At 41.4% G+C, this 17399-nt stretch carries 29 protein-coding genes; 1 reads left to right on the forward strand and 28 read right to left on the reverse strand.

Annotation, left to right across the window (positions count from 1 at the left end; translation table 11 throughout):
• The first annotated feature begins 16 nt into the window (after window positions 1–16).
• On the forward strand, window positions 17–481 hold the full coding sequence (locus J0654_RS17005; RefSeq protein ID WP_207030323.1) for a hypothetical protein: 465 nt from the start codon (window positions 17–19) through the stop codon (window positions 479–481).
• Window positions 482–548: 67 nt separating this feature from the next.
• Here the strand turns inward: J0654_RS17005 and J0654_RS17010 are convergent, their stop codons facing one another.
• From J0654_RS17010 to rpsS, 28 genes are all read right to left on the reverse strand, one after another.
• Window positions 549–1832: a citrate synthase gene (locus J0654_RS17010; protein ID WP_207030324.1), complete on the reverse strand. Its 1284-nt coding sequence runs from the start codon at window positions 1830–1832 to the stop codon at window positions 549–551.
• Window positions 1833–1952: 120 nt separating this feature from the next.
• Window positions 1953–3491 carry a glycogen synthase gene (locus J0654_RS17015; RefSeq protein ID WP_207030325.1) on the reverse strand — a complete coding sequence of 513 codons (1539 nt, stop codon included), beginning with the start codon at window positions 3489–3491 and terminating at the stop codon, window positions 1953–1955.
• A gap of 120 nt (window positions 3492–3611) precedes the next feature.
• Window positions 3612–4901 (reverse strand): phosphopyruvate hydratase, encoded by a 1290-nt coding sequence (gene eno, locus J0654_RS17020; protein ID WP_207030326.1) that lies wholly within the window; start codon window positions 4899–4901, stop codon window positions 3612–3614.
• Window positions 4902–5018: 117 nt separating this feature from the next.
• Window positions 5019–6131: a glutamine-hydrolyzing carbamoyl-phosphate synthase small subunit gene (carA, locus tag J0654_RS17025; RefSeq protein ID WP_207030327.1), complete on the reverse strand. Its 1113-nt coding sequence runs from the start codon at window positions 6129–6131 to the stop codon at window positions 5019–5021.
• A gap of 97 nt (window positions 6132–6228) precedes the next feature.
• Window positions 6229–6732 (reverse strand): 50S ribosomal protein L17, encoded by a 504-nt coding sequence (rplQ, locus tag J0654_RS17030; RefSeq protein WP_207030328.1) that lies wholly within the window; start codon window positions 6730–6732, stop codon window positions 6229–6231.
• Window positions 6733–6792: 60 nt separating this feature from the next.
• The gene (locus J0654_RS17035) at window positions 6793–7785 is read right to left on the reverse strand and encodes a DNA-directed RNA polymerase subunit alpha (RefSeq protein WP_207030329.1); all 993 of its coding nucleotides are present in this window, start codon (window positions 7783–7785) and stop codon (window positions 6793–6795) included.
• A gap of 21 nt (window positions 7786–7806) precedes the next feature.
• Window positions 7807–8412: a 30S ribosomal protein S4 gene (gene rpsD, locus J0654_RS17040; protein WP_207030330.1), complete on the reverse strand. Its 606-nt coding sequence runs from the start codon at window positions 8410–8412 to the stop codon at window positions 7807–7809.
• Between the two features lie 107 nt (window positions 8413–8519).
• Entirely contained in the window at window positions 8520–8912 is a 393-nt protein-coding gene (rpsK, locus tag J0654_RS17045) for a 30S ribosomal protein S11 (protein ID WP_207030331.1), read from the reverse strand.
• A gap of 12 nt (window positions 8913–8924) precedes the next feature.
• Window positions 8925–9299, reverse strand: coding sequence for a 30S ribosomal protein S13 (rpsM, locus tag J0654_RS17050; RefSeq protein ID WP_014031990.1), 375 nt, complete (start codon window positions 9297–9299; stop codon window positions 8925–8927).
• Between the two features lie 2 nt (window positions 9300–9301).
• Window positions 9302–9418: a type B 50S ribosomal protein L36 gene (gene ykgO, locus J0654_RS17055; protein WP_010519235.1), complete on the reverse strand. Its 117-nt coding sequence runs from the start codon at window positions 9416–9418 to the stop codon at window positions 9302–9304.
• Window positions 9419–9422: 4 nt separating this feature from the next.
• Window positions 9423–9638, reverse strand: coding sequence for a translation initiation factor IF-1 (gene infA / locus J0654_RS17060; protein WP_014031991.1), 216 nt, complete (start codon window positions 9636–9638; stop codon window positions 9423–9425).
• 3 nt (window positions 9639–9641) lie between these two features.
• Complete coding sequence (secY, locus tag J0654_RS17065) at window positions 9642–10985, reverse strand: preprotein translocase subunit SecY (protein WP_207030332.1); 1344 nt, start codon at window positions 10983–10985, stop codon at window positions 9642–9644.
• A gap of 10 nt (window positions 10986–10995) precedes the next feature.
• Window positions 10996–11448 (reverse strand): 50S ribosomal protein L15, encoded by a 453-nt coding sequence (rplO, locus tag J0654_RS17070; RefSeq protein ID WP_207030333.1) that lies wholly within the window; start codon window positions 11446–11448, stop codon window positions 10996–10998.
• A gap of 13 nt (window positions 11449–11461) precedes the next feature.
• Window positions 11462–11641, reverse strand: coding sequence for a 50S ribosomal protein L30 (gene rpmD / locus J0654_RS17075; RefSeq protein ID WP_207030334.1), 180 nt, complete (start codon window positions 11639–11641; stop codon window positions 11462–11464).
• Between the two features lie 12 nt (window positions 11642–11653).
• Window positions 11654–12178, reverse strand: coding sequence for a 30S ribosomal protein S5 (rpsE, locus tag J0654_RS17080; RefSeq protein WP_207030335.1), 525 nt, complete (start codon window positions 12176–12178; stop codon window positions 11654–11656).
• A gap of 6 nt (window positions 12179–12184) precedes the next feature.
• A complete protein-coding gene (gene rplR, locus J0654_RS17085; protein ID WP_207030336.1) occupies window positions 12185–12538 on the reverse strand; it encodes a 50S ribosomal protein L18 in 354 nt (117 codons plus the stop codon).
• Window positions 12539–12549: 11 nt separating this feature from the next.
• Window positions 12550–13092, reverse strand: coding sequence for a 50S ribosomal protein L6 (gene rplF / locus J0654_RS17090; protein ID WP_207030337.1), 543 nt, complete (start codon window positions 13090–13092; stop codon window positions 12550–12552).
• Window positions 13093–13111: 19 nt separating this feature from the next.
• Window positions 13112–13510 (reverse strand): 30S ribosomal protein S8, encoded by a 399-nt coding sequence (gene rpsH, locus J0654_RS17095; RefSeq protein ID WP_207030338.1) that lies wholly within the window; start codon window positions 13508–13510, stop codon window positions 13112–13114.
• A gap of 18 nt (window positions 13511–13528) precedes the next feature.
• On the reverse strand, window positions 13529–13798 hold the full coding sequence (rpsN, locus tag J0654_RS17100; protein WP_036379829.1) for a 30S ribosomal protein S14: 270 nt from the start codon (window positions 13796–13798) through the stop codon (window positions 13529–13531).
• Between the two features lies 1 nt (window position 13799).
• On the reverse strand, window positions 13800–14351 hold the full coding sequence (gene rplE / locus J0654_RS17105; protein WP_207030339.1) for a 50S ribosomal protein L5: 552 nt from the start codon (window positions 14349–14351) through the stop codon (window positions 13800–13802).
• A gap of 2 nt (window positions 14352–14353) precedes the next feature.
• Entirely contained in the window at window positions 14354–14665 is a 312-nt protein-coding gene (gene rplX, locus J0654_RS17110; RefSeq protein ID WP_237686040.1) for a 50S ribosomal protein L24, read from the reverse strand.
• Between the two features lie 16 nt (window positions 14666–14681).
• On the reverse strand, window positions 14682–15050 hold the full coding sequence (gene rplN, locus J0654_RS17115) for a 50S ribosomal protein L14 (protein WP_014032002.1): 369 nt from the start codon (window positions 15048–15050) through the stop codon (window positions 14682–14684).
• Between the two features lie 2 nt (window positions 15051–15052).
• The gene (gene rpsQ / locus J0654_RS17120; protein WP_014032003.1) at window positions 15053–15310 is read right to left on the reverse strand and encodes a 30S ribosomal protein S17; all 258 of its coding nucleotides are present in this window, start codon (window positions 15308–15310) and stop codon (window positions 15053–15055) included.
• A 13-nt stretch (window positions 15311–15323) separates the two neighbouring features.
• Window positions 15324–15515: a 50S ribosomal protein L29 gene (rpmC, locus tag J0654_RS17125; protein WP_014032004.1), complete on the reverse strand. Its 192-nt coding sequence runs from the start codon at window positions 15513–15515 to the stop codon at window positions 15324–15326.
• A gap of 19 nt (window positions 15516–15534) precedes the next feature.
• Window positions 15535–15954, reverse strand: a complete 420-nt coding sequence (rplP, locus tag J0654_RS17130) for a 50S ribosomal protein L16 (protein WP_127138692.1) — start codon at window positions 15952–15954, stop codon at window positions 15535–15537.
• A gap of 20 nt (window positions 15955–15974) precedes the next feature.
• Window positions 15975–16685 carry a 30S ribosomal protein S3 gene (gene rpsC / locus J0654_RS17135; protein WP_100816202.1) on the reverse strand — a complete coding sequence of 237 codons (711 nt, stop codon included), beginning with the start codon at window positions 16683–16685 and terminating at the stop codon, window positions 15975–15977.
• Window positions 16686–16694: 9 nt separating this feature from the next.
• Window positions 16695–17102, reverse strand: a complete 408-nt coding sequence (gene rplV, locus J0654_RS17140) for a 50S ribosomal protein L22 (protein WP_014032007.1) — start codon at window positions 17100–17102, stop codon at window positions 16695–16697.
• A 7-nt stretch (window positions 17103–17109) separates the two neighbouring features.
• Window positions 17110–17388, reverse strand: coding sequence for a 30S ribosomal protein S19 (gene rpsS / locus J0654_RS17145; RefSeq protein ID WP_014032008.1), 279 nt, complete (start codon window positions 17386–17388; stop codon window positions 17110–17112).
• Window positions 17389–17399 lie beyond the last annotated feature (11 nt).

Consider the following 17399-nt stretch of genomic DNA (forward strand, 5'->3'; position numbering starts at 1 on the left):
AAGATTTTTCCTACAAATGAAAAAAATGCTATTGGCTTCCGTTTTACTGGTAACAGTCTTTGTTTTATTGGGGGGCATAAATGCTTTCCAAAGAAATGAAACGCTCAATTTTACCTTTAAGGCAAATTCCAACATACCATTGGATACCGTTTATGCCGTTAAATATGATGACTGTATAAAAGAGAGTGATTATCCCATAGACTATTTCACACATTCAAAAGAAGTAAAGGGCCATATTGACTGGAGTATTAAGAAAGTAAACGAGTCTGTGAGCAAATTTGGTGAATCCATAGATTCGACGCTGAAAAATTTAAACACAGTGGACGCTCATGAGTTCATCCACCAAACGTTTCAAAAAGCCAAAAACGCTCTTACGGATACTTCTATTTCAGACATTCAAAAATATTACCAATGTGAAATTATGCGAATTTGCCACGATAGTGACAGATCATTGAACGGAAACACCGTAGGAAGGCTTTAATCTGTTATCCTATCAAAAATAAAAGGGGCTATTTTAGCCCCTTTTTACTTCCTTTTTGTCCTAAATCCTATCTTTTCTCCAATGGAACAAATTCTCTATGTTTCTCTCCAATATAAACTTGTCTTGGTCTTCCGATAGGTTCTTTTCTCAGTCTCATTTCTCTCCATTGGGCTATCCAACCAGGCAACCTGCCCAAAGCAAACATTACCGTAAACATTTCCGTTGGTATTCCTAGCGCTCGGTAGATAATCCCTGAATAGAAATCCACATTAGGATATAGCTTTCTATCTACAAAGTACTTGTCTTCCAAGGCTTCTTTCTCCAATCCCTTGGCGATATCCAAAATAGGATCTTCGATTCCTAAATTGCCCAATACTTCGTCTGCAGATTTTTTAATGATTTTTGCCCTTGGGTCAAAGTTTTTATATACGCGGTGTCCGAAGCCCATCAATCTGAACGGATCGTCCTTATCCTTAGCCTTCGCCATGTATTTCTTCGTATCGCCACCATCGGCCTCAATAGCTTCCAACATTTCCAAAACAGCTTGATTGGCACCTCCATGCAATGGTCCCCAAAGAGCTGAGATACCTGCAGAAAGTGAAGCAAAAAGTCCTGCGTGCGATGACCCAACAATACGAACTGTGGAAGTTGAACAGTTCTGCTCATGATCTGCATGTAAAATCAATAGCTTGTCCAAGGCATTTATGGCTATTTGATCTTTCGTGTATTCTTTGTTCGGTCTTTTGAACATCATTTTATGAACGTTCTCCACATAGCCTAAGGCATCGTCCCCATAATCCAATGGAAGACCTTTCTTTTTGCGCAGGGTCCAAGCCACCAAAACAGGGAATTTGGCCAAAATTCGAACAATCGAATTGTACATAGCGGATTCCGACGCAACGTCTACACAGGATGGGTTAAATGCCACCAATGCGCTGGTCATTGAAGAAAGTACGCCCATGGGGTGTGCCGATTTTGGAAAAGCATCCAAAATTTTCTTCATTTCCTCATCTACTTGGGACTCTTCCTTGATATCGCTATGGAATTTTTCCAGCTGCTCTTTGTTCGGCAATTCACCAAAAATCAAAAGATACGCTACCTCCAAGAAGTCGGCTTTCTCCGCTAGGTCTTCGATGGAATATCCACGATACCTCAAAATACCCTGCTCTCCGTTCAAAAAGGTGATGGCACTTTCGCAGGATCCAGTGTTTTTGTATCCTGGATCAATGGTCACCATTCCTGTTGAGGCCCTCAAGGTTTTAATATCTATGGCCAATTCATCTTCAGTACCTTTGATAACGGGAAATTCAAACCGTTCTCCCCCGTATTCGAGTATAGCTTTATCCGACATTTTATATTTTAATAGATTAGTAAAAATTGAATGCGGAAATTACGAAAAAGCAGAGCCATTAACAATTTACAGCCACTATTTGTGTTGATATTAACGCTAAATTGATATGGAAAAATTGGCTCAATCCAATTTGTAGAGCAGTTTATAATATTCGTCCACCGATTTCTTCCAAGTGAAACGCTTTTTCCTTGCCGCAGCTTGTATTTTTTTCCAGGTCGGCTTATCGTTTTGGAATACATCCAAAGCTATATCCAAGGCTTCCAACATACTTTTTATTTTCTCGTCATAGGTATCGCCATCAAAGCTAAAACCTGTCTTCATATGTTCCACAGTATCTTTAAGCCCTCCCGTATGGTGAACCAAACAAGGATTCCCATTTCTCATGGCCAGCATTTGGCTTATACCACAGGGTTCAAAAAGACTGGGCATAAAATACAGGTCGGATTCCAGGTACATGGAGTCGATGAGCTTCTCCGATTGACCATTGGTAAAAATAAAGTTCTTGTGTTCGTAACTCAGCTTTCTGAACAACTCTTCATACTCGGGTGCCCCTGTACCCAATAGCATAAAAATTCCATCAACCTTCTCCAAATGTTTCAGAATTTCCACGAAAGCTTCTGGTGAACGCATGAAGAAATAAAACTTTTGTTCCGTTAACCGCGCAACACTGGATGCAATAAATTTGGGTCTATCATCTACAAAGGCCATAATTTTCTCCCCTGTATGGGCCAAAAAGTCTGCCTTGTATTTTTTATCTTCCTGTTGCAGCCAACCGAACAATGCCTTGACCGTGTTTCGGTAAATATTGCCTTTTTTCTCCTTGTTGATGTTCTTATAATTGCAACCGTTCAAAATACCGAACAATCGTCCTTCTTCATCTGCCTGTTGCAAATCCTTCTCCAATCCTTCCCCTCCAATAAATTCCGGGGGAGAGCTGGGCAGCAGTACATCTTCTTTATAAGATGGCGAAACCGTGTGTACCGCATCGGCAAATCTTATTCCAACAGCCATAAGGTTAATGCAATCTTGGTACCTGTAATCCATCAACTTTTGGTAGTCCAAAGGCACATTGGGGAACCAATTTTTCACGGATGAATAATTGTCATCAAACGGGCGTATACCCTGAATAGCAAGATTATGAATGCTGTATACGATCCTAATATCTTTTAGATTGGTATAATCCGGATGGTATTCCCTTAGAAACAACAACAAGCTGGAATGCCAATCATGTAAATGCACCAAATCCACATCTCCAAAGGCTCCTTGTTTTATAGCTTCTGCCACAGCAGTACAAAATATGAAATACTTAATAGCATCGGTATAGAAGGGCTCTTCCGGGTCGTTGTGATATATATGTGCAATATCTCCGGCCTCTATCTCTGGATGGTGCAATACGTAATGAAAGATATTAGGAAACTCTTTTTTGGGCTTTACCTCGTACAATTCTGCAGTATAGGTAATACCTCTTAGTGAAAAGTTCAAGGTAGTCCTGGGCAACCCCCCATGGTGAAGTCTGGAATAAGCCGGCACAACAACATGCACCTTGTCGCCCCGTTCTGAAATTTGTCGTGGCACATCTCGAACTACGTCGCCCATACCACCAGCTTTACAGTTTTCCAAAGCATCGTTTTCGGCGGCAACAAAAAGAAAGTTATTCATATGGGAGAATTTGAATGGGTGTTTAGTTGAACCCTTAATTTAACCAAAGTTTGTTATTGAAACAAAAAAAAGCCTTTCCCATTTGGAAAAGGCCTTTTGTATGCTAAATAATTATTATGCTTATTTTACCTTAAATGCTTTTTCTTGAGGGTAGTATGCTATATCTCCCAACTCTTCCTCAATTCTCAACAATTGATTGTACTTGGCCATACGGTCGCTTCGGGAAGCAGAACCTGTTTTAATCTGACCCGTGTTCAAAGCAACTGCCAAATCAGCAATGGTATTGTCTTCCGTTTCACCTGATCTGTGAGACATTACTGAGGTATAACCAGCATTCTTCGCCATATTTACGGCTGCAATGGTCTCCGTTAATGTCCCGATTTGGTTCACCTTGATCAAAATAGAATTGGCGATACCATTTTCGATACCACGGGACAAACGCTGCACGTTGGTTACGTACAAATCATCACCGACCAATTGTACTTTGTCACCAATTTTTTCGGTCAACACTTTCCACCCCTCCCAATCGTTTTCATCCATTCCATCTTCAATGGAAATGATCGGATACTTTTCAGAAAGTTCGGCCAAGTACTGTGCTTGCTCTTCAGAAGTTCTTACAGCTCCTTTATCTCCTTCAAATTTGGTGTAATCGTATTTGCCATCAACATAAAACTCTGCAGCGGCACAATCCAAAGCGATCATCACTTCTTCCCCAAATTTGTAGCCGGCCTTTTCAACAGCTTTGGCAATGGTATCCAAGGCATCTTCTGTTCCGTCCAATGTTGGAGCAAATCCACCTTCATCACCTACAGCAGTACTTAAACCACGATCGTGCAATACTTTTTTAAGATTATGGAAGATTTCGGTCCCCATTTGCATGGCATGGCTAAAGTCTTTTGCTTTAACGGGCATTACCATAAATTCTTGGAATGCAATCGGTGCATCGGAGTGCGAACCTCCATTGATAATGTTCATCATTGGTACTGGAAGTGTGTTGGCACTAACACCACCTACATAGCGGTACAACGGCATTCCCAACTCGTTGGCTGCCGCTTTTGCCGCTGCCAAGGAAACTCCCAATATGGCGTTGGCCCCTAATTTTGATTTGTTCGGGGTACCATCCAACTCAATCATGGTCTGATCGATGTAGTTCTGCTCAAACACAGAAGTTCCGATCAATTCCTCTGCAATGATGGTATTTACGTTATTGACCGCTTTACCGACACCTTTACCCATAAAGGAATCGCCACCATCGCGCAATTCAACGGCTTCATGCTCCCCAGTAGAGGCTCCAGAAGGCACTGCTGCCCTTCCCATAATTCCATTTTCGGTTACTACATCTACTTCTACTGTTGGATTTCCTCTGGAATCCAATATCTGTCTTGCATGAATGTTGATAATGATGCTCATTTTAATTCAATGTTTTTAGTTGTGATTATTGGGCTAAGATACAAAAGGTGGCGTTTTTAACTCCATGATATTACTCACAAAACGCACTTAATTGCTTAAAAACAAAACTATAACGTTTTAGTTTTTCCTTGCCTTGATCAAATCGAAGAACTGGTCGAACAGATAATCTGCATCGTGCGGGCCTGGACTTGCTTCGGGGTGATACTGTACCGAGAATACGTCCTTGTCCTTCATTTTTATTCCTGCAACGGTATGATCGTTCAAATGGGTATGGGTAATCTCCAACGCTGCATTTGATTCGGTCTCTTCCCTATTTACTGCAAATCCATGATTTTGGGAAGTGATTTCCCCTTTTCCTGTGATCAAATTTAAGATTGGGTGGTTAATACCCCTGTGACCGTTGTGCATTTTATAGGTGGAAACTCCGTTGGCCAAAGCCAACACTTGATGTCCCAAGCAGATTCCGAACAACGGTTTGTCGGAAGCAATCATCTCCTTGGTCGCAGCTACCGCATCAGTCAAAGGCTCAGGGTCACCTGGACCGTTGGATATAAAATATCCATCTGGGTTCCATTCCTTCATTTGATCGTATGAAGTATTGTACGGAAACACTTTGATGTACGCCCCTCTTTTTGCCAAGTTTCTGAGGATGTTCTTTTTGATTCCGATGTCCAAAGCAGAAATCTTGAATTCCGAGTTTTCATCTCCGTAGAAATAAGGTTCTTTTGTAGACACTTTGGAAGAAAGCTCCAATCCTTCCATACTCGGTACTTGTTTCAACTCCTCTTTCAGTGCGTCGATGTCATCTACCTTTGTGGAAATCAATGCATTCATGGCGCCGTTGTCCCTAATGTAGCTCACCAAAGCGCGGGTGTCCACATCGGAGATCGCCAAAAGGTTGTTTTGGTCCAAGAATTCAAGAAGGCTCATTTTGGCATCTGGCCTTGAATATTCATAACTGAAATTTTTACAGATAAGACCCGCAATCTTTATGGAATCGGATTCTACTTCGTCTTCATGGGCCCCATAATTACCAATATGGGCATTGGTGGTCACCATTAACTGTCCGTAGTAAGATGGATCGGTGAAAATTTCCTGGTAACCTGTCATCCCAGTATTGAAACATACTTCCCCTACTGCGGTACCTTCTCTTCCTCCAACAGCCTTACCATAAAATATGGTTCCGTCCGCCAACAAAATCAACGCTTTTTTCTTTGTGTGATACTTCATTTCGTGCTCTAGTTTCAGTTAAGACAAAAAAACATAAAAAAAGGATAAGTTTTCACTTATCCTTTTTCATTAAATACAATAGTTAATAACATTCTTCTTATTCTTCAGAATCGTCAGTTTTAGTTTCAGCTGCTGGAGCAGGTGCTTCAGCTTTCTTGGCACCTCCACCTCTTCTACTTCTTCTGGTCGATTTCTTCTTAGGCTTGCCTGCGTTGTAAAGCTCATTGAAATCCACCAACTCGATCATCGCCATGTCCGCGTTATCTCCCAAACGATTACCCAATTTAATAATTCTTGTGTAACCTCCTGGTCTGTCACCAACTTTTTCTGCAACGGTACTGAACAATTCTGTTACAGCTTCCTTGCTTCTTAAGTTACTAAAAACAACCCTTCTGTTGTGCGTACCTTTCTCGGTAGTCTGGTTATTTTCGATCTTTGCTTTGGTGATCAAAGGCTCGATAAACTGCTTCAACGCTTTGGCTTTTGCAACCGTAGTGTTGATTCTTTTATGCTCTATCAGGGAACTTCCCATATTGGCCAACATAGCCTTTCTGTGGGCAGCCGTTCTACCTAAGTGATTAAACTTCTTTCCGTGTCTCATTGTTCTAAGTTATCATCTTGCTACCAAATCCCGCTTTAACAGGAGAGCAAAATATGATTATTAATCTTTATCTAATTTGTATTTGGAAAGGTCCATGCCAAATTGTAGACCTTTATTAATGACCAATTCTTCCAATTCGGTCAATGATTTTTTACCGAAGTTTCTGAACTTCATCAAATCGTTTTTGTTGAAGGAAACCAAATCTCCCAAAGAATCCACTTCGGCAGCTTTAAGACAGTTCAAAGCCCTTACGGACAAGTCCATATCTACCAATTTCGTCTTCAACAACTGACGCATGTGCAATGATTCTTCATCATATGTCTCGGTCTGGGCAATTTCATCAGCCTCAAGGGTGATACGCTCATCGGAGAATAGCATAAAGTGGTGAATCAAAACTTTAGCAGCCTCGGTCAAGGCATCTTTTGGGTGGATGGAACCATCTGTGATGATTTCAAAAACCAATTTTTCGTAATCGGTTTTTTGCTCTACCCTGTAATTTTCGATGCTGTATTTTACATTCTTTACCGGAGTGTAAACAGAATCAACCGCAATACTTCCTAAAGGAGCATTTGATTTTTTGTTTTCCTCCGCGGGAACATAACCACGACCTTTTTCTATAACAATCTCTAAGTTGATGCTTACCTTAGGGTCCATGTTACAGATAACCAAGTCTGGGTTCAGCACTTGGTATCCTGAGATGAATTTTTGGAAGTCACCAGCTGTCATTTGTTCTTTTCCGCTTACGGAAATAGATACAGTCTCGCTCTCAACATCATCAATCTGTCTTTTGAACCTAACCTGTTTTAGGTTCAGGATAATTTCTGTAACGTCTTCAACAACGCCTGGTATAACAGAAAACTCATGTTCAACTCCATCTATGCGCACAGAAGTGATGGCAAAACCTTCCAAAGAGGAAAGCAAAACCCTTCTCAGCGCATTCCCAACTGTTAATCCATACCCAGGTTCCAAAGGACGAAATTCGAATTTCCCCTCGAAATCTGTTGAATCGATCATTATAACTTTATCGGGCTTCTGAAAATTAAGTAATGCCATAATTGGATTAATGTTGAATTCTTATTTAGAGTATAATTCGACTATCAGTTGTTCCTTGATATTCTCAGGGATCTGAAGTCTTTCTGGAACGGCAACGTAAGTACCTTCTTTCTTTTCAGAGTTCCATGTGATCCATTCGTAAACACTGCTGTTGTTAGCCAAAGAGTCAGCAATGGATTGTACTGATTTGGATTTTTCCCTAACACCAACTACATCGCCGGCTTTTAGTGAAAAGGATGGAATATTTACTACCTCCCCGTTTACGGTAATGTGACGGTGCGATACCAACTGACGCGCCCCTCTTCTTGATGGGCTGATTCCCATTCTGAAGACCACGTTGTCCAAACGTGACTCACACAACTGAAGCAAAATCTCACCGGTAACACCTTCTTTTCTTTTTGCCTCGGCAAAAAGATTACGAAATTGCTTCTCCAAAATACCGTAAGTATATTTTGCTTTTTGCTTCTCCATTAACTGGATTGCATATTCAGACTTTTTACCACGGCGTCTGTTGTTACCGTGTTGTCCTGGAGGGTAATTTTTCTTTTCGAATGACTTATCGTCTCCGAAAATCGCTTCTCCAAACTTTCTAGCGATTTTTGTTTTTGGTCCTGTATATCTTGCCATCTTCTATTAATTTGAAAGTGCGATTATGAATTAAGGCTTATCCTTCGATAATCTAACTGCACCTTCGGGTGAAGACCCTTTTGGGGCCATTAATCTATTAATGATTATTAAACTCTTCTTCTTTTTGGTGGTCTACAACCGTTGTGCGGAAGTGGAGTAACATCAATGATTTCAGTTACTTCGATTCCAGAGTTGTGAATGGAACGGATGGCTGATTCCCTACCGTTACCCGGTCCTTTTACATAAACCTTCACTTTTCTCAAACCTGCTTCGTGAGCAACTTTAGCACATTCCTCTGCTGCTATCTGAGCTGCATAGGGAGTGTTCTTTTTTGAGCCTCGGAATCCCATTTTTCCTGCGGAAGACCATGAAATAACATCACCTTTCTTATTGGTAAGGGAAATAATGATGTTGTTGAAAGATGCAACAACGTGCGCCTCTCCGGTAGATTCTACGACTACTTTGCGCTTCTTAGCTGTTTTAGTACTTGCCTTTGCCATACTACCTACTTGTTATTTAGTTGCTTTTTTCTTGTTGGCAACTGTTTTTCTTTTTCCTTTTCTGGTCCTAGAGTTGTTCTTGGTACGTTGACCTCTTAACGGCAATCCAGATCTGTGGCGAATTCCACGGTAACAACCAATGTCCATCAAACGCTTGATGTTCATTGAGGTTTCTGAGCGAAGCTCTCCTTCAATGGTGTAAGCTCCCACTGCTTCCCTGATTTTACCGATTTCATCATCGGTCCAATCGGAAACCTTGGTATCTTCACTTACTTGGGCTGCTGCCAAAATTTCTTGCGCCCTGCTTTTACCTATACCGAAGATGTAGGTAAGCGAAATAACGCCACGCTTTTGTTTAGGTATATCTACCCCTGCAATTCTTGCCATAATTACCCTTGTCTTTGTTTAAATCTAGGATTCTTTTTGTTGATTACGTACAATCTGCCCTTTCTGCGAACAATTTTGCAGTCGGCACTTCTCTTCTTTATTGATGCTCTTACTTTCATGTAACTAGTATCTATAAGTAATTCTTGCTTTTGTTAAATCATATGGGCTCATCTCCAACTTTACCTTATCTCCAGGAAGCAACTTTATGTAGTGCATACGCATTTTCCCGGAAATGTGCGCCGTTACCACGTGCCCATTCTCTAATTCTACTCTGAACATTGCATTAGACAATGCTTCAATAATAGTCCCGTCTTGTTCTATTGCTGGCTGCTTTGCCATAAATTATGCTACTTTTCTGTTTTTACCGGTTTTCATTAAGCCGTCGTAATGCCTGTTCAACAAATAAGAATTTACTTGTTGCACAGTATCTATCGCTACACCGACCATAATCAATAGTGATGTACCTCCGTAAAACAATGCCCATCCGGCCTGTACATCCATCAACTTTACAACCACGGCCGGCAATACCGCCAACAGGGCCAAAAAGATGGAGCCAGGTAATGTAATCAAGGACATTATCTTGTCCAAATAATTTCCTGTTTCCTTTCCTGGACGAATACCCGGAATGAAACCACCACTTCTTTTCAAATCATCGGCCATTTTGTTCGTTGGCACGGTGATCGCTGTATAGAAGTACGTAAATATGATGATCAATACTGCAAATAGGATGTTGTAGGCCAATCCGAAAATATCGGCGAACTGTACTTCCATCCACTGACCTGCAGCAGTATCGTTAAATGTTCTACCAATCAAACTTGGCGCGAACATAATTGCCTGTGCAAAGATAATGGGCATTACACCAGATGCATTCAATTTTAGTGGAATGTACTGACGTGCTCCCATTACGTTCTTTTCATATCCGCCAGAAGCTGTTCTTCTTGCGTACTGTACTGGAATCTGTCTTACGGCCATGGTTAAATAAACACTGGCCAAGATGACCAAGAACCAAACAATCACCTCGATCAACATAAACATGATTCCTCCTGTGTTGTTGGTTGTTCTTGAAACAAATTCCTGTGCAAATGCCTGTGGCATTGTTGCGATGATACCAACCATAATCAACAAGGAGATACCGTTTCCGATTCCCTTATCGGTAATTTTCTCACCCAACCACATAGCGAACACACATCCTGTTACCAATATAATAACAGCTGGAACGATAAAATCCAAACCTTTACCCAAAACAAATGCACTGTCCGGCACACCTAGGGCTCCAAGACCATACAAATAAGCAGGGGCTTGAACGATACAGATACCAATTGTTAACCAACGGGTAATCTGGTTGATGGTTTTTCTACCGCTTTCTCCTTCTTTTTGAAGTTTTTGAAGATAAGGAATCGCTATTCCCATCAACTGCACCACAATAGAAGCAGAGATATAGGGCATAATACCCAAAGCGAACACCGAAGCATTCGCGAAAGCACCACCCGTAAAAGCATTCAGAATACCCAGGATACCACTTTCGGTGTTCGAGGATAATTGGGCCAATTGGGCGGTATCAATACCGGGAAGCACAACTTGGGCACCAAATCGGTACACCAATAACAATCCCAATGTTAGGATGATACGTTGCCTTAATTCATCAATCTTCCAGATATTTGATATGGTCTCAATAAATTTCTTCATGCTATACTTCTTATAAACTTATTGCCTCACCTCCTGCTGACTCAATCGCAGCTTTAGCGGAAGCAGTAAATTTATGTACAGATACTTTAAGGGAGGCTTTCAATTCACCGTCACCCAATATCTTTACCAAATCGTTTTTGTGGGCCAGTCCATTCTCGATAAGAGTTTCCAAAGTAACTTCGTTTTTCACGGTTCCTTTGTCCACCAACTCTTGAAGTTTGCCCAAATTGATTCCTGTGTACTCTTTTCTGTTCATGTTAGTAAAACCGAACTTGGGTACACGTCTTTGCAATGGCATCTGACCACCTTCGAAACCAATTTTTTTGGAATATCCAGATCTAGACTTGGCTCCTTTGTGTCCACGGGTAGAAGTTCCTCCTTTACCGGAACCCTCTCCACGTCCTACACGTTTTCCTTCTTTGTGCACAGCGCCATCCGCTGGTTTAAGACTATTCAAATCCATGTGCCTTTATATTTTAAGCTTCCTCTGTGGAAACCAAGTGTTTTACCTTATTTACCATTCCAAGGATACTAGGAGTAGCTTCGTGCTCAACTTCCTGTCCGATTTTTTTCAGTCCAAGAGCCTCCAAAGTCCTTTTTTGGTCCTGTGGCTTTTTAATGCCGCTCTTTATTTGTTTAACCTTAATCTTTGACATAATATCCTCTATTTATCCTTTAAAGACTTTTTCCAAAGAAACTCCTCTTTGTTTTGCCACGGTATCAGCACTTCTCAATTGCAACAAAGCATCGAAAGTAGCTTTTACCACGTTGTGCGGGTTGGAGGATCCTTGGGATTTAGACAGTACATCCTGTACTCCAACAGCTTCCAATACGGCTCTTACAGCTCCACCGGCAATAACCCCGGTACCATGGGAAGCAGGTTTGATAAAAACTCTTGCTCCACCGTATTTTCCTTTTTGCTCATGAGGGAGTGTTGCTTTGTTCAATGGAATACGAACCAAGTTCTTTTTGGCATCCTCGATAGCTTTGGCGATTGCTGTTGCTACTTCTTTGGATTTTCCCAAACCATGTCCAACAACTCCGTTTTCGTCACCAACAACAACTATTGCAGAAAAACCAAAGGCTCTACCACCTTTTGTTACCTTGGTAACTCTTTGTACTCCAACCAAACGGTCTTTCAACTCCAGTCCACCTGGCTTTACTGTCTCTACGTTTTTGTAATTCTGGTACATAGTTTATTAAAATTTTAGTCCGGCTTCCCTAGCTCCTTCAGCCAATGATTTTACTCTTCCGTGATATAGGTTTCCTCCCCTATCAAAAGCAACGGCTTCAACACCAAGCTTAAGGGCCTTTTCGGCTATGGCCTTACCCACGTTGGTCGCGATTTCGGACTTTGTTCCTTTGGAGTCGACATCCTTATCTCTGGATGAAGCCGCCGCCAAAGTTACACCTTTATTGTCGTCAATCAACTGGGCATATATTTCTTTATTGCTTCTGAATACAGACAACCTTGGTCTTGCTTCAGTTCCTAAGGATACTTTGCGTATTCTTCTTCGGATGCGTAATTTTCTTTCAGTCTTAGATAATCCCATAGTCTTAATTATTAAGCTGATTTACCTGCTTTTCTTCTTAATTGCTCACCAACAAACTTCACACCTTTTCCTTTGTAAGGCTCTGGCTTACGGAAAGATCTGATTTTGGCGGCCACCTGACCTACCAATTGCTTGTCGTGAGATGTTAGTTTTACGATAGGGTTTTTCCCTTTTTCGGAGATGGTCTCAATCTTCACTTCGGGAGCGATGTCCAGAACAATGTTATGAGAGAATCCTAGGGCCAAATCCAATTTCTGTCCTTGGTTGCTGGCTCTGTAACCAACACCTACAAGTTCCAATTCCTTGGTCCAACCTTCGGTTACACCTGCTACCATATTATTGATAAGAGCGCGGTATAAACCATGTTTTGATTTGTGATTATTGTCATCGGAAGGTCTTTCCAAAACAACACTTCCGTCCTCGACTTTTATGTCAATCCCTGAAAACTCTTGTGTAAGCTCCCCCAATTTACCTTTTACAGTAACCATGGAATCCTTCACTTCTACAGTGACTCCTTCAGGAATTTTTACTGGACTGTTACCTATTCTAGACATTTTTCTTCTCTTTTCTCAATTAATATACGTAGCACAATACCTCACCACCTACGTTCTCTTGCTGGGCCTGCTTGCTGGTCATAACTCCGTGGGAAGTTGAAACGATAGCGATACCCAACCCGTTCAATACTCTAGGCAAATCGTTAGAGTTTGAATACTTTCGCAGACCGGGCTTACTTACCCTCTGCAATTTTTTAATGATAGGCTCCTTGGTGAATTTATCGTACTTAAGGGCGATTTTGATGTTCCCTTGTACTTTATCCTCCTCGAACTTATAGCTCAAAATATATCCTTGATCGAACAATATTTTGGTAATCTGTCTTTTTAGATTGGAACCTGGGATATCTACAACCCTATGACCTGCCTTATTGGCATTTCTCAATCTGGTCAAATAATCTGAAATTGGATCTGTAAGCATTTCTTTTCTTTATCTAAATTACCAACTTGCCTTTTTAACTCCAGGAATCAAACCTTTGTTGGCCATTTCCCTGAACATAACCCTTGATATACCAAAAGTTCTCATGTAACCACGAGGTCTACCTGTTAGTTTACAACGGTTCCTCATACGAACAGGAGAAGCATTCTTTGGCAACTTCTGCAAAGCCTCATAATCTCCCGCTTCTTTTAGAGCCTTTCTTTTCTCGGCGTATTTTTCTACCATTTTAGCCCTTTTTCTTTCGCGGGCTTTCATTGATTCCTTGGCCATACTAGTTCTTTTTAAAGGGTACTCCCAGTTCGGTTAACAATGATTTTGCTTCTTTATCAGTTTCAGCGGAAGTAACGAACGTAATGTCCATTCCGTTGATCCTGTTGATTCTGTCTATATTGATTTCTGGAAAGATGATTTGCTCAGTAACTCCCAAATTGTAGTTACCTCTACCGTCGAAACCTGTGGCTTTAACTCCTGAGAAATCACGAACCCTAGGAAGGGCACTGGTGATCAATCTATCCAAAAATTCGTACATGCGTTCTCCTCTAAGGGTCACTTTTGCGCCAATTGGCATACCTTTTCTCAATTTAAAAGATGCAACATCTTTCTTGGAAAGGGTAGCGACCGCTTTTTGACCTGTAATATTGGTCAACTCATCCACAGCGTGATCGATCAGTTTTTTATCGGAAACAGCGGCACCGACTCCACGGCTGACCACTATTTTTTGCAACTTGGGAACTTGCATTACATTTTCGTAACCAAATTCTTCGGTCAGCGCCTTGATCACGCGCTCTTTATATTCTTGCTTTAATCTTGGAATGTAACTCATGACTAAATTACTTCATTGGATTTTTTGGAGAACCTTACTTTCTTTCCGTCCCTTACTTCGTATCCAACACGAGTAGCCTCGCCAGATTTTGGATCGATCAAGGAAAGATTGGAAATATGTATTGGGGCCTCCTTTTTAGTTATGCCTCCTTGAGGGTTGTTCGCACTTGGCTTTTCGTGTTTGGACACTTCGTTGATGCCTTCCACGATAGCTTTGTTCTTTTCACGGTCTACTTGAAGTACTTTGCCTTCGCTGCCTTTGTGGTCTCCCGCAATGACTTTTACCGTATCCCCTGTTTTTATTTTCAACTTCATCTTTCTGATATTTCTTTTATAGCACTTCAGGCGCCAATGAAACAATCTTCATGAATTGTCTGTCCCTCAACTCTCTGGCAACAGGACCAAACACACGAGTTCCTCTCATCTCCCCAGTCGGGTTCAACAACACACATGCGTTATCGTCGAAACGGATGTAAGAACCATCTGGTCTTCTCACTTCTTTCTTTGTTCTAACAACAACTGCTGTAGACACAGAACCTTTCTTTACAGTACCGTTTGGAGTAGCTTCTTTTACAGTAACAACGATTTTGTCACCCAATGAAGCGTATCTTCTCTTTGTTCCTCCTAGTACGCGGATGGTCAAAACTTCTTTTGCACCGGTATTGTCCGCAACTCTTAATCTTGATTCTTGCTGTACCATAATTATTTAGCTCTTTCTAGGATTTCTACCAACCTCCAGCATTTTGTTTTGCTCAATGGTCGTGTTTCCATTATTTTGACGGTATCACCTTCGTTGCAATCGTTCTTCTCGTCGTGGGCAACATATTTCTTGGTCTTCAGAACGAACTTCCCATACATTGGGTGCTTCACTCGTTTTACCTCAGAAACCACTATCGATTTCTCCATTTTGTTGCTGGTAACAACGCCTATTCTTTCTTTTCTTAAATTTCTGTTTTCCATAAGGCAGAACCGATTATTGTAATTCCCTTTTAGTTAATTCAGTTGCAAGTCTTGCTACCGTCCTTCTAGTCTTTCTGATCTGTAAAGGATTTTCCAAAGGAGTAACAGCGTGCGCCATTTTTAGGTCGGCGTGTTGTTTTTTGAACTCGGCCAATCTCTCCTTTAGCTCTTCAATTGAAAGTTCTTTTATTTCTGATTGTCTCATCTTTCTTCTCAATTAAAAATTAGGCGGAATAATCCCTTGCTACAACAAACTTGGTCTTCACCGGAAGTTTTTGCGCCGCAAGCCTCAAGGCTTCCTCAGCAATATCCTTTGGTACACCGGCAATCTCGAACATGATTCTACCTGGCTTCACCACGGCTACCCAATATTCTGGAGCACCTTTACCTTTACCCATACGAACCTCAAGAGGTTTTTTGGTGATAGGCTTGTCCGGGAATATTTTGATCCACAACTGACCTTGTCTCTTCATGTATCTTGTCGCAGCGATACGTGCAGCCTCAATCTGACGAGCAGTAATGAAGTGCGAATCCATGGACTTGATACCGAACATTCCATTGGAAAGTTGGTGCCCTCTCTGTGAGTTCCCCTTCATACGCCCTTTCTGGGCTTTACGAAATTTTGTTCTTTTTGGCTGTAACATTTTACCTTACTTTATCTTAATTACTTTCTACGACGGGATTTCTTGTTATCCTTGCCGCCTTTTCCTTGACTCTTACTCAATCCTACTAATGGGGAAAGCTCTCTTTTACCGTAAACCTCTCCTTTCATGATCCACACCTTTACCCCTAATCTACCATAGGTAGTGTGAGCTTCGTGCAAGGCGTAGTCCACATCTGCACGGAAAGTAGATAATGGAATCCTTCCTTCTTTGTAAGATTCGGAACGTGCCATCTCGGCCCCGTTCAAACGTCCGGAAATCTGAATCTTGATACCTTCGGCATTCATACGCATTGCTGCTGCAATGGCCATTTTAATGGCTCTTCTGTACGAAATTCTGCTTTCGATCTGTCTTGCAACACTTGCAGCTACCAAGTTTGCATCAAGTTCAGGTCTCTTAATTTCATGAATGTTGATCTGAACCTCTTTGTTGGTGATTTTCTTAAGCTCTTCCTTAAGCTTGTCCACTTCTTGTCCACCTTTACCAATGATAATACCAGGTCTTGACGTGGTAATGGTAATAGTGATCAATTTTAAGGTTCTCTCTATAATTACCCTGGATACGCTAGCTTTAGCCAAACGCGCATAAAGGTATTTTCTGATTTTATCGTCCTCAGCCAGCTTATCGCCATAATCATTTCCTCCGTACCAGTTGGATTCCCATCCTCTGATAATTCCTAAGCGATTTCCTATTGGATTGGTCTTCTGTCCCATATTATTCTTCTAGCTTTGAACGTTGTTATTGGCCTCCAAGATCATAGTAACATGATTGGAACGCTTTCTGATTCTATGTGCTCTACCTTGTGGAGCTGGTCTCAATCTCTTCAACATAGTTCCTCCGTCCACACGGATTTCCTTGATGTAAAGATCGGCAGCCTCAATATCCGCACCCTCATTTTTAGCTTCCCAGTTTGCAATTGCAGAAAGTAAAAGCTTCTCCAATTTTCTGGATGCCTCTTTAGGGTTGAACCTTAGGGTAGCCAATGCCATCTCAATTTGCTTACCTCTCACCAAGTCAGCGACCAAACGCATTTTTCTTGGGGAAGTTGGGCAATTGTTAAGCTTTGCAATAGCAAGTTGCTTTTTCTCTTCTTTTAACCTTTCGGCCATTTGTCTTTTACGAACTCCCATAGCTTACTTACTTTTTACCTTTGTTTTTAGCTCCTGCATGACCCCTAAAAGATCTCGTAGGTGAAAATTCCCCTAGTTTGTGACCTACCATGTTTTCAGTAACGAAAACGGGAACAAATTGTCTTCCGTTGTGTACTGCGATGGTTTGCCCAACAAAGTCCGGCGTTATCATAGAGGCCCTAGACCACGTTTTGATAACCGATTTCTTACCTGATTCTATATTGGCCTGGACTTTTTTCTCCAGACTAAAATGAACATATGGTCCTTTTTTTAACGAACGTGCCATTTACTTTTCTT

The sequence above is a fragment of the Flagellimonas profundi genome, from assembly GCF_017313275.1.
GTDB classification, from domain to species: Bacteria; Bacteroidota; Bacteroidia; order Flavobacteriales; family Flavobacteriaceae; genus Flagellimonas; species Flagellimonas profundi.

Coding starts and splice junctions, on each gene's coding strand:
- J0654_RS17005 (WP_207030323.1), top strand. CDS start 17: ATGAAAAAAATGCTATTGGCTTCCGTTTTACTGGTAACAGTCTTTGTT.
- J0654_RS17010 (WP_207030324.1), bottom strand. CDS start 1,832: ATGTCGGATAAAGCTATACTCGAATACGGGGGAGAACGGTTTGAATTT.
- J0654_RS17015 (WP_207030325.1), bottom strand. CDS start 3,491: ATGAATAACTTTCTTTTTGTTGCCGCCGAAAACGATGCTTTGGAAAAC.
- eno (WP_207030326.1), bottom strand. CDS start 4,901: ATGAGCATCATTATCAACATTCATGCAAGACAGATATTGGATTCCAGA.
- carA (WP_207030327.1), bottom strand. CDS start 6,131: ATGAAGTATCACACAAAGAAAAAAGCGTTGATTTTGTTGGCGGACGGA.
- rplQ (WP_207030328.1), bottom strand. CDS start 6,732: ATGAGACACGGAAAGAAGTTTAATCACTTAGGTAGAACGGCTGCCCAC.
- J0654_RS17035 (WP_207030329.1), bottom strand. CDS start 7,785: ATGGCATTACTTAATTTTCAGAAGCCCGATAAAGTTATAATGATCGAT.
- rpsD (WP_207030330.1), bottom strand. CDS start 8,412: ATGGCAAGATATACAGGACCAAAAACAAAAATCGCTAGAAAGTTTGGA.
- rpsK (WP_207030331.1), bottom strand. CDS start 8,912: ATGGCAAAGGCAAGTACTAAAACAGCTAAGAAGCGCAAAGTAGTCGTA.
- rpsM (WP_014031990.1), bottom strand. CDS start 9,299: ATGGCAAGAATTGCAGGGGTAGATATACCTAAACAAAAGCGTGGCGTT.
- ykgO (WP_010519235.1), bottom strand. CDS start 9,418: ATGAAAGTAAGAGCATCAATAAAGAAGAGAAGTGCCGACTGCAAAATT.
- infA (WP_014031991.1), bottom strand. CDS start 9,638: ATGGCAAAGCAGCCAGCAATAGAACAAGACGGGACTATTATTGAAGCA.
- secY (WP_207030332.1), bottom strand. CDS start 10,985: ATGAAGAAATTTATTGAGACCATATCAAATATCTGGAAGATTGATGAA.
- rplO (WP_207030333.1), bottom strand. CDS start 11,448: ATGGATTTGAATAGTCTTAAACCAGCGGATGGCGCTGTGCACAAAGAA.
- rpmD (WP_207030334.1), bottom strand. CDS start 11,641: ATGTCAAAGATTAAGGTTAAACAAATAAAGAGCGGCATTAAAAAGCCA.
- rpsE (WP_207030335.1), bottom strand. CDS start 12,178: ATGTACCAGAATTACAAAAACGTAGAGACAGTAAAGCCAGGTGGACTG.
- rplR (WP_207030336.1), bottom strand. CDS start 12,538: ATGGGATTATCTAAGACTGAAAGAAAATTACGCATCCGAAGAAGAATA.
- rplF (WP_207030337.1), bottom strand. CDS start 13,092: ATGTCTAGAATAGGTAACAGTCCAGTAAAAATTCCTGAAGGAGTCACT.
- rpsH (WP_207030338.1), bottom strand. CDS start 13,510: ATGCTTACAGATCCAATTTCAGATTATTTGACCAGATTGAGAAATGCC.
- rpsN (WP_036379829.1), bottom strand. CDS start 13,798: ATGGCCAAGGAATCAATGAAAGCCCGCGAAAGAAAAAGGGCTAAAATG.
- rplE (WP_207030339.1), bottom strand. CDS start 14,351: ATGAGTTACATTCCAAGATTAAAGCAAGAATATAAAGAGCGCGTGATC.
- rplX (WP_237686040.1), bottom strand. CDS start 14,665: ATGAAGTTGAAAATAAAAACAGGGGATACGGTAAAAGTCATTGCGGGA.
- rplN (WP_014032002.1), bottom strand. CDS start 15,050: ATGGTACAGCAAGAATCAAGATTAAGAGTTGCGGACAATACCGGTGCA.
- rpsQ (WP_014032003.1), bottom strand. CDS start 15,310: ATGGAAAACAGAAATTTAAGAAAAGAAAGAATAGGCGTTGTTACCAGC.
- rpmC (WP_014032004.1), bottom strand. CDS start 15,515: ATGAGACAATCAGAAATAAAAGAACTTTCAATTGAAGAGCTAAAGGAG.
- rplP (WP_127138692.1), bottom strand. CDS start 15,954: ATGTTACAGCCAAAAAGAACAAAATTTCGTAAAGCCCAGAAAGGGCGT.
- rpsC (WP_100816202.1), bottom strand. CDS start 16,685: ATGGGACAGAAGACCAATCCAATAGGAAATCGCTTAGGAATTATCAGA.
- rplV (WP_014032007.1), bottom strand. CDS start 17,102: ATGGGAGTTCGTAAAAGACAAATGGCCGAAAGGTTAAAAGAAGAGAAA.
- rpsS (WP_014032008.1), bottom strand. CDS start 17,388: ATGGCACGTTCGTTAAAAAAAGGACCATATGTTCATTTTAGTCTGGAG.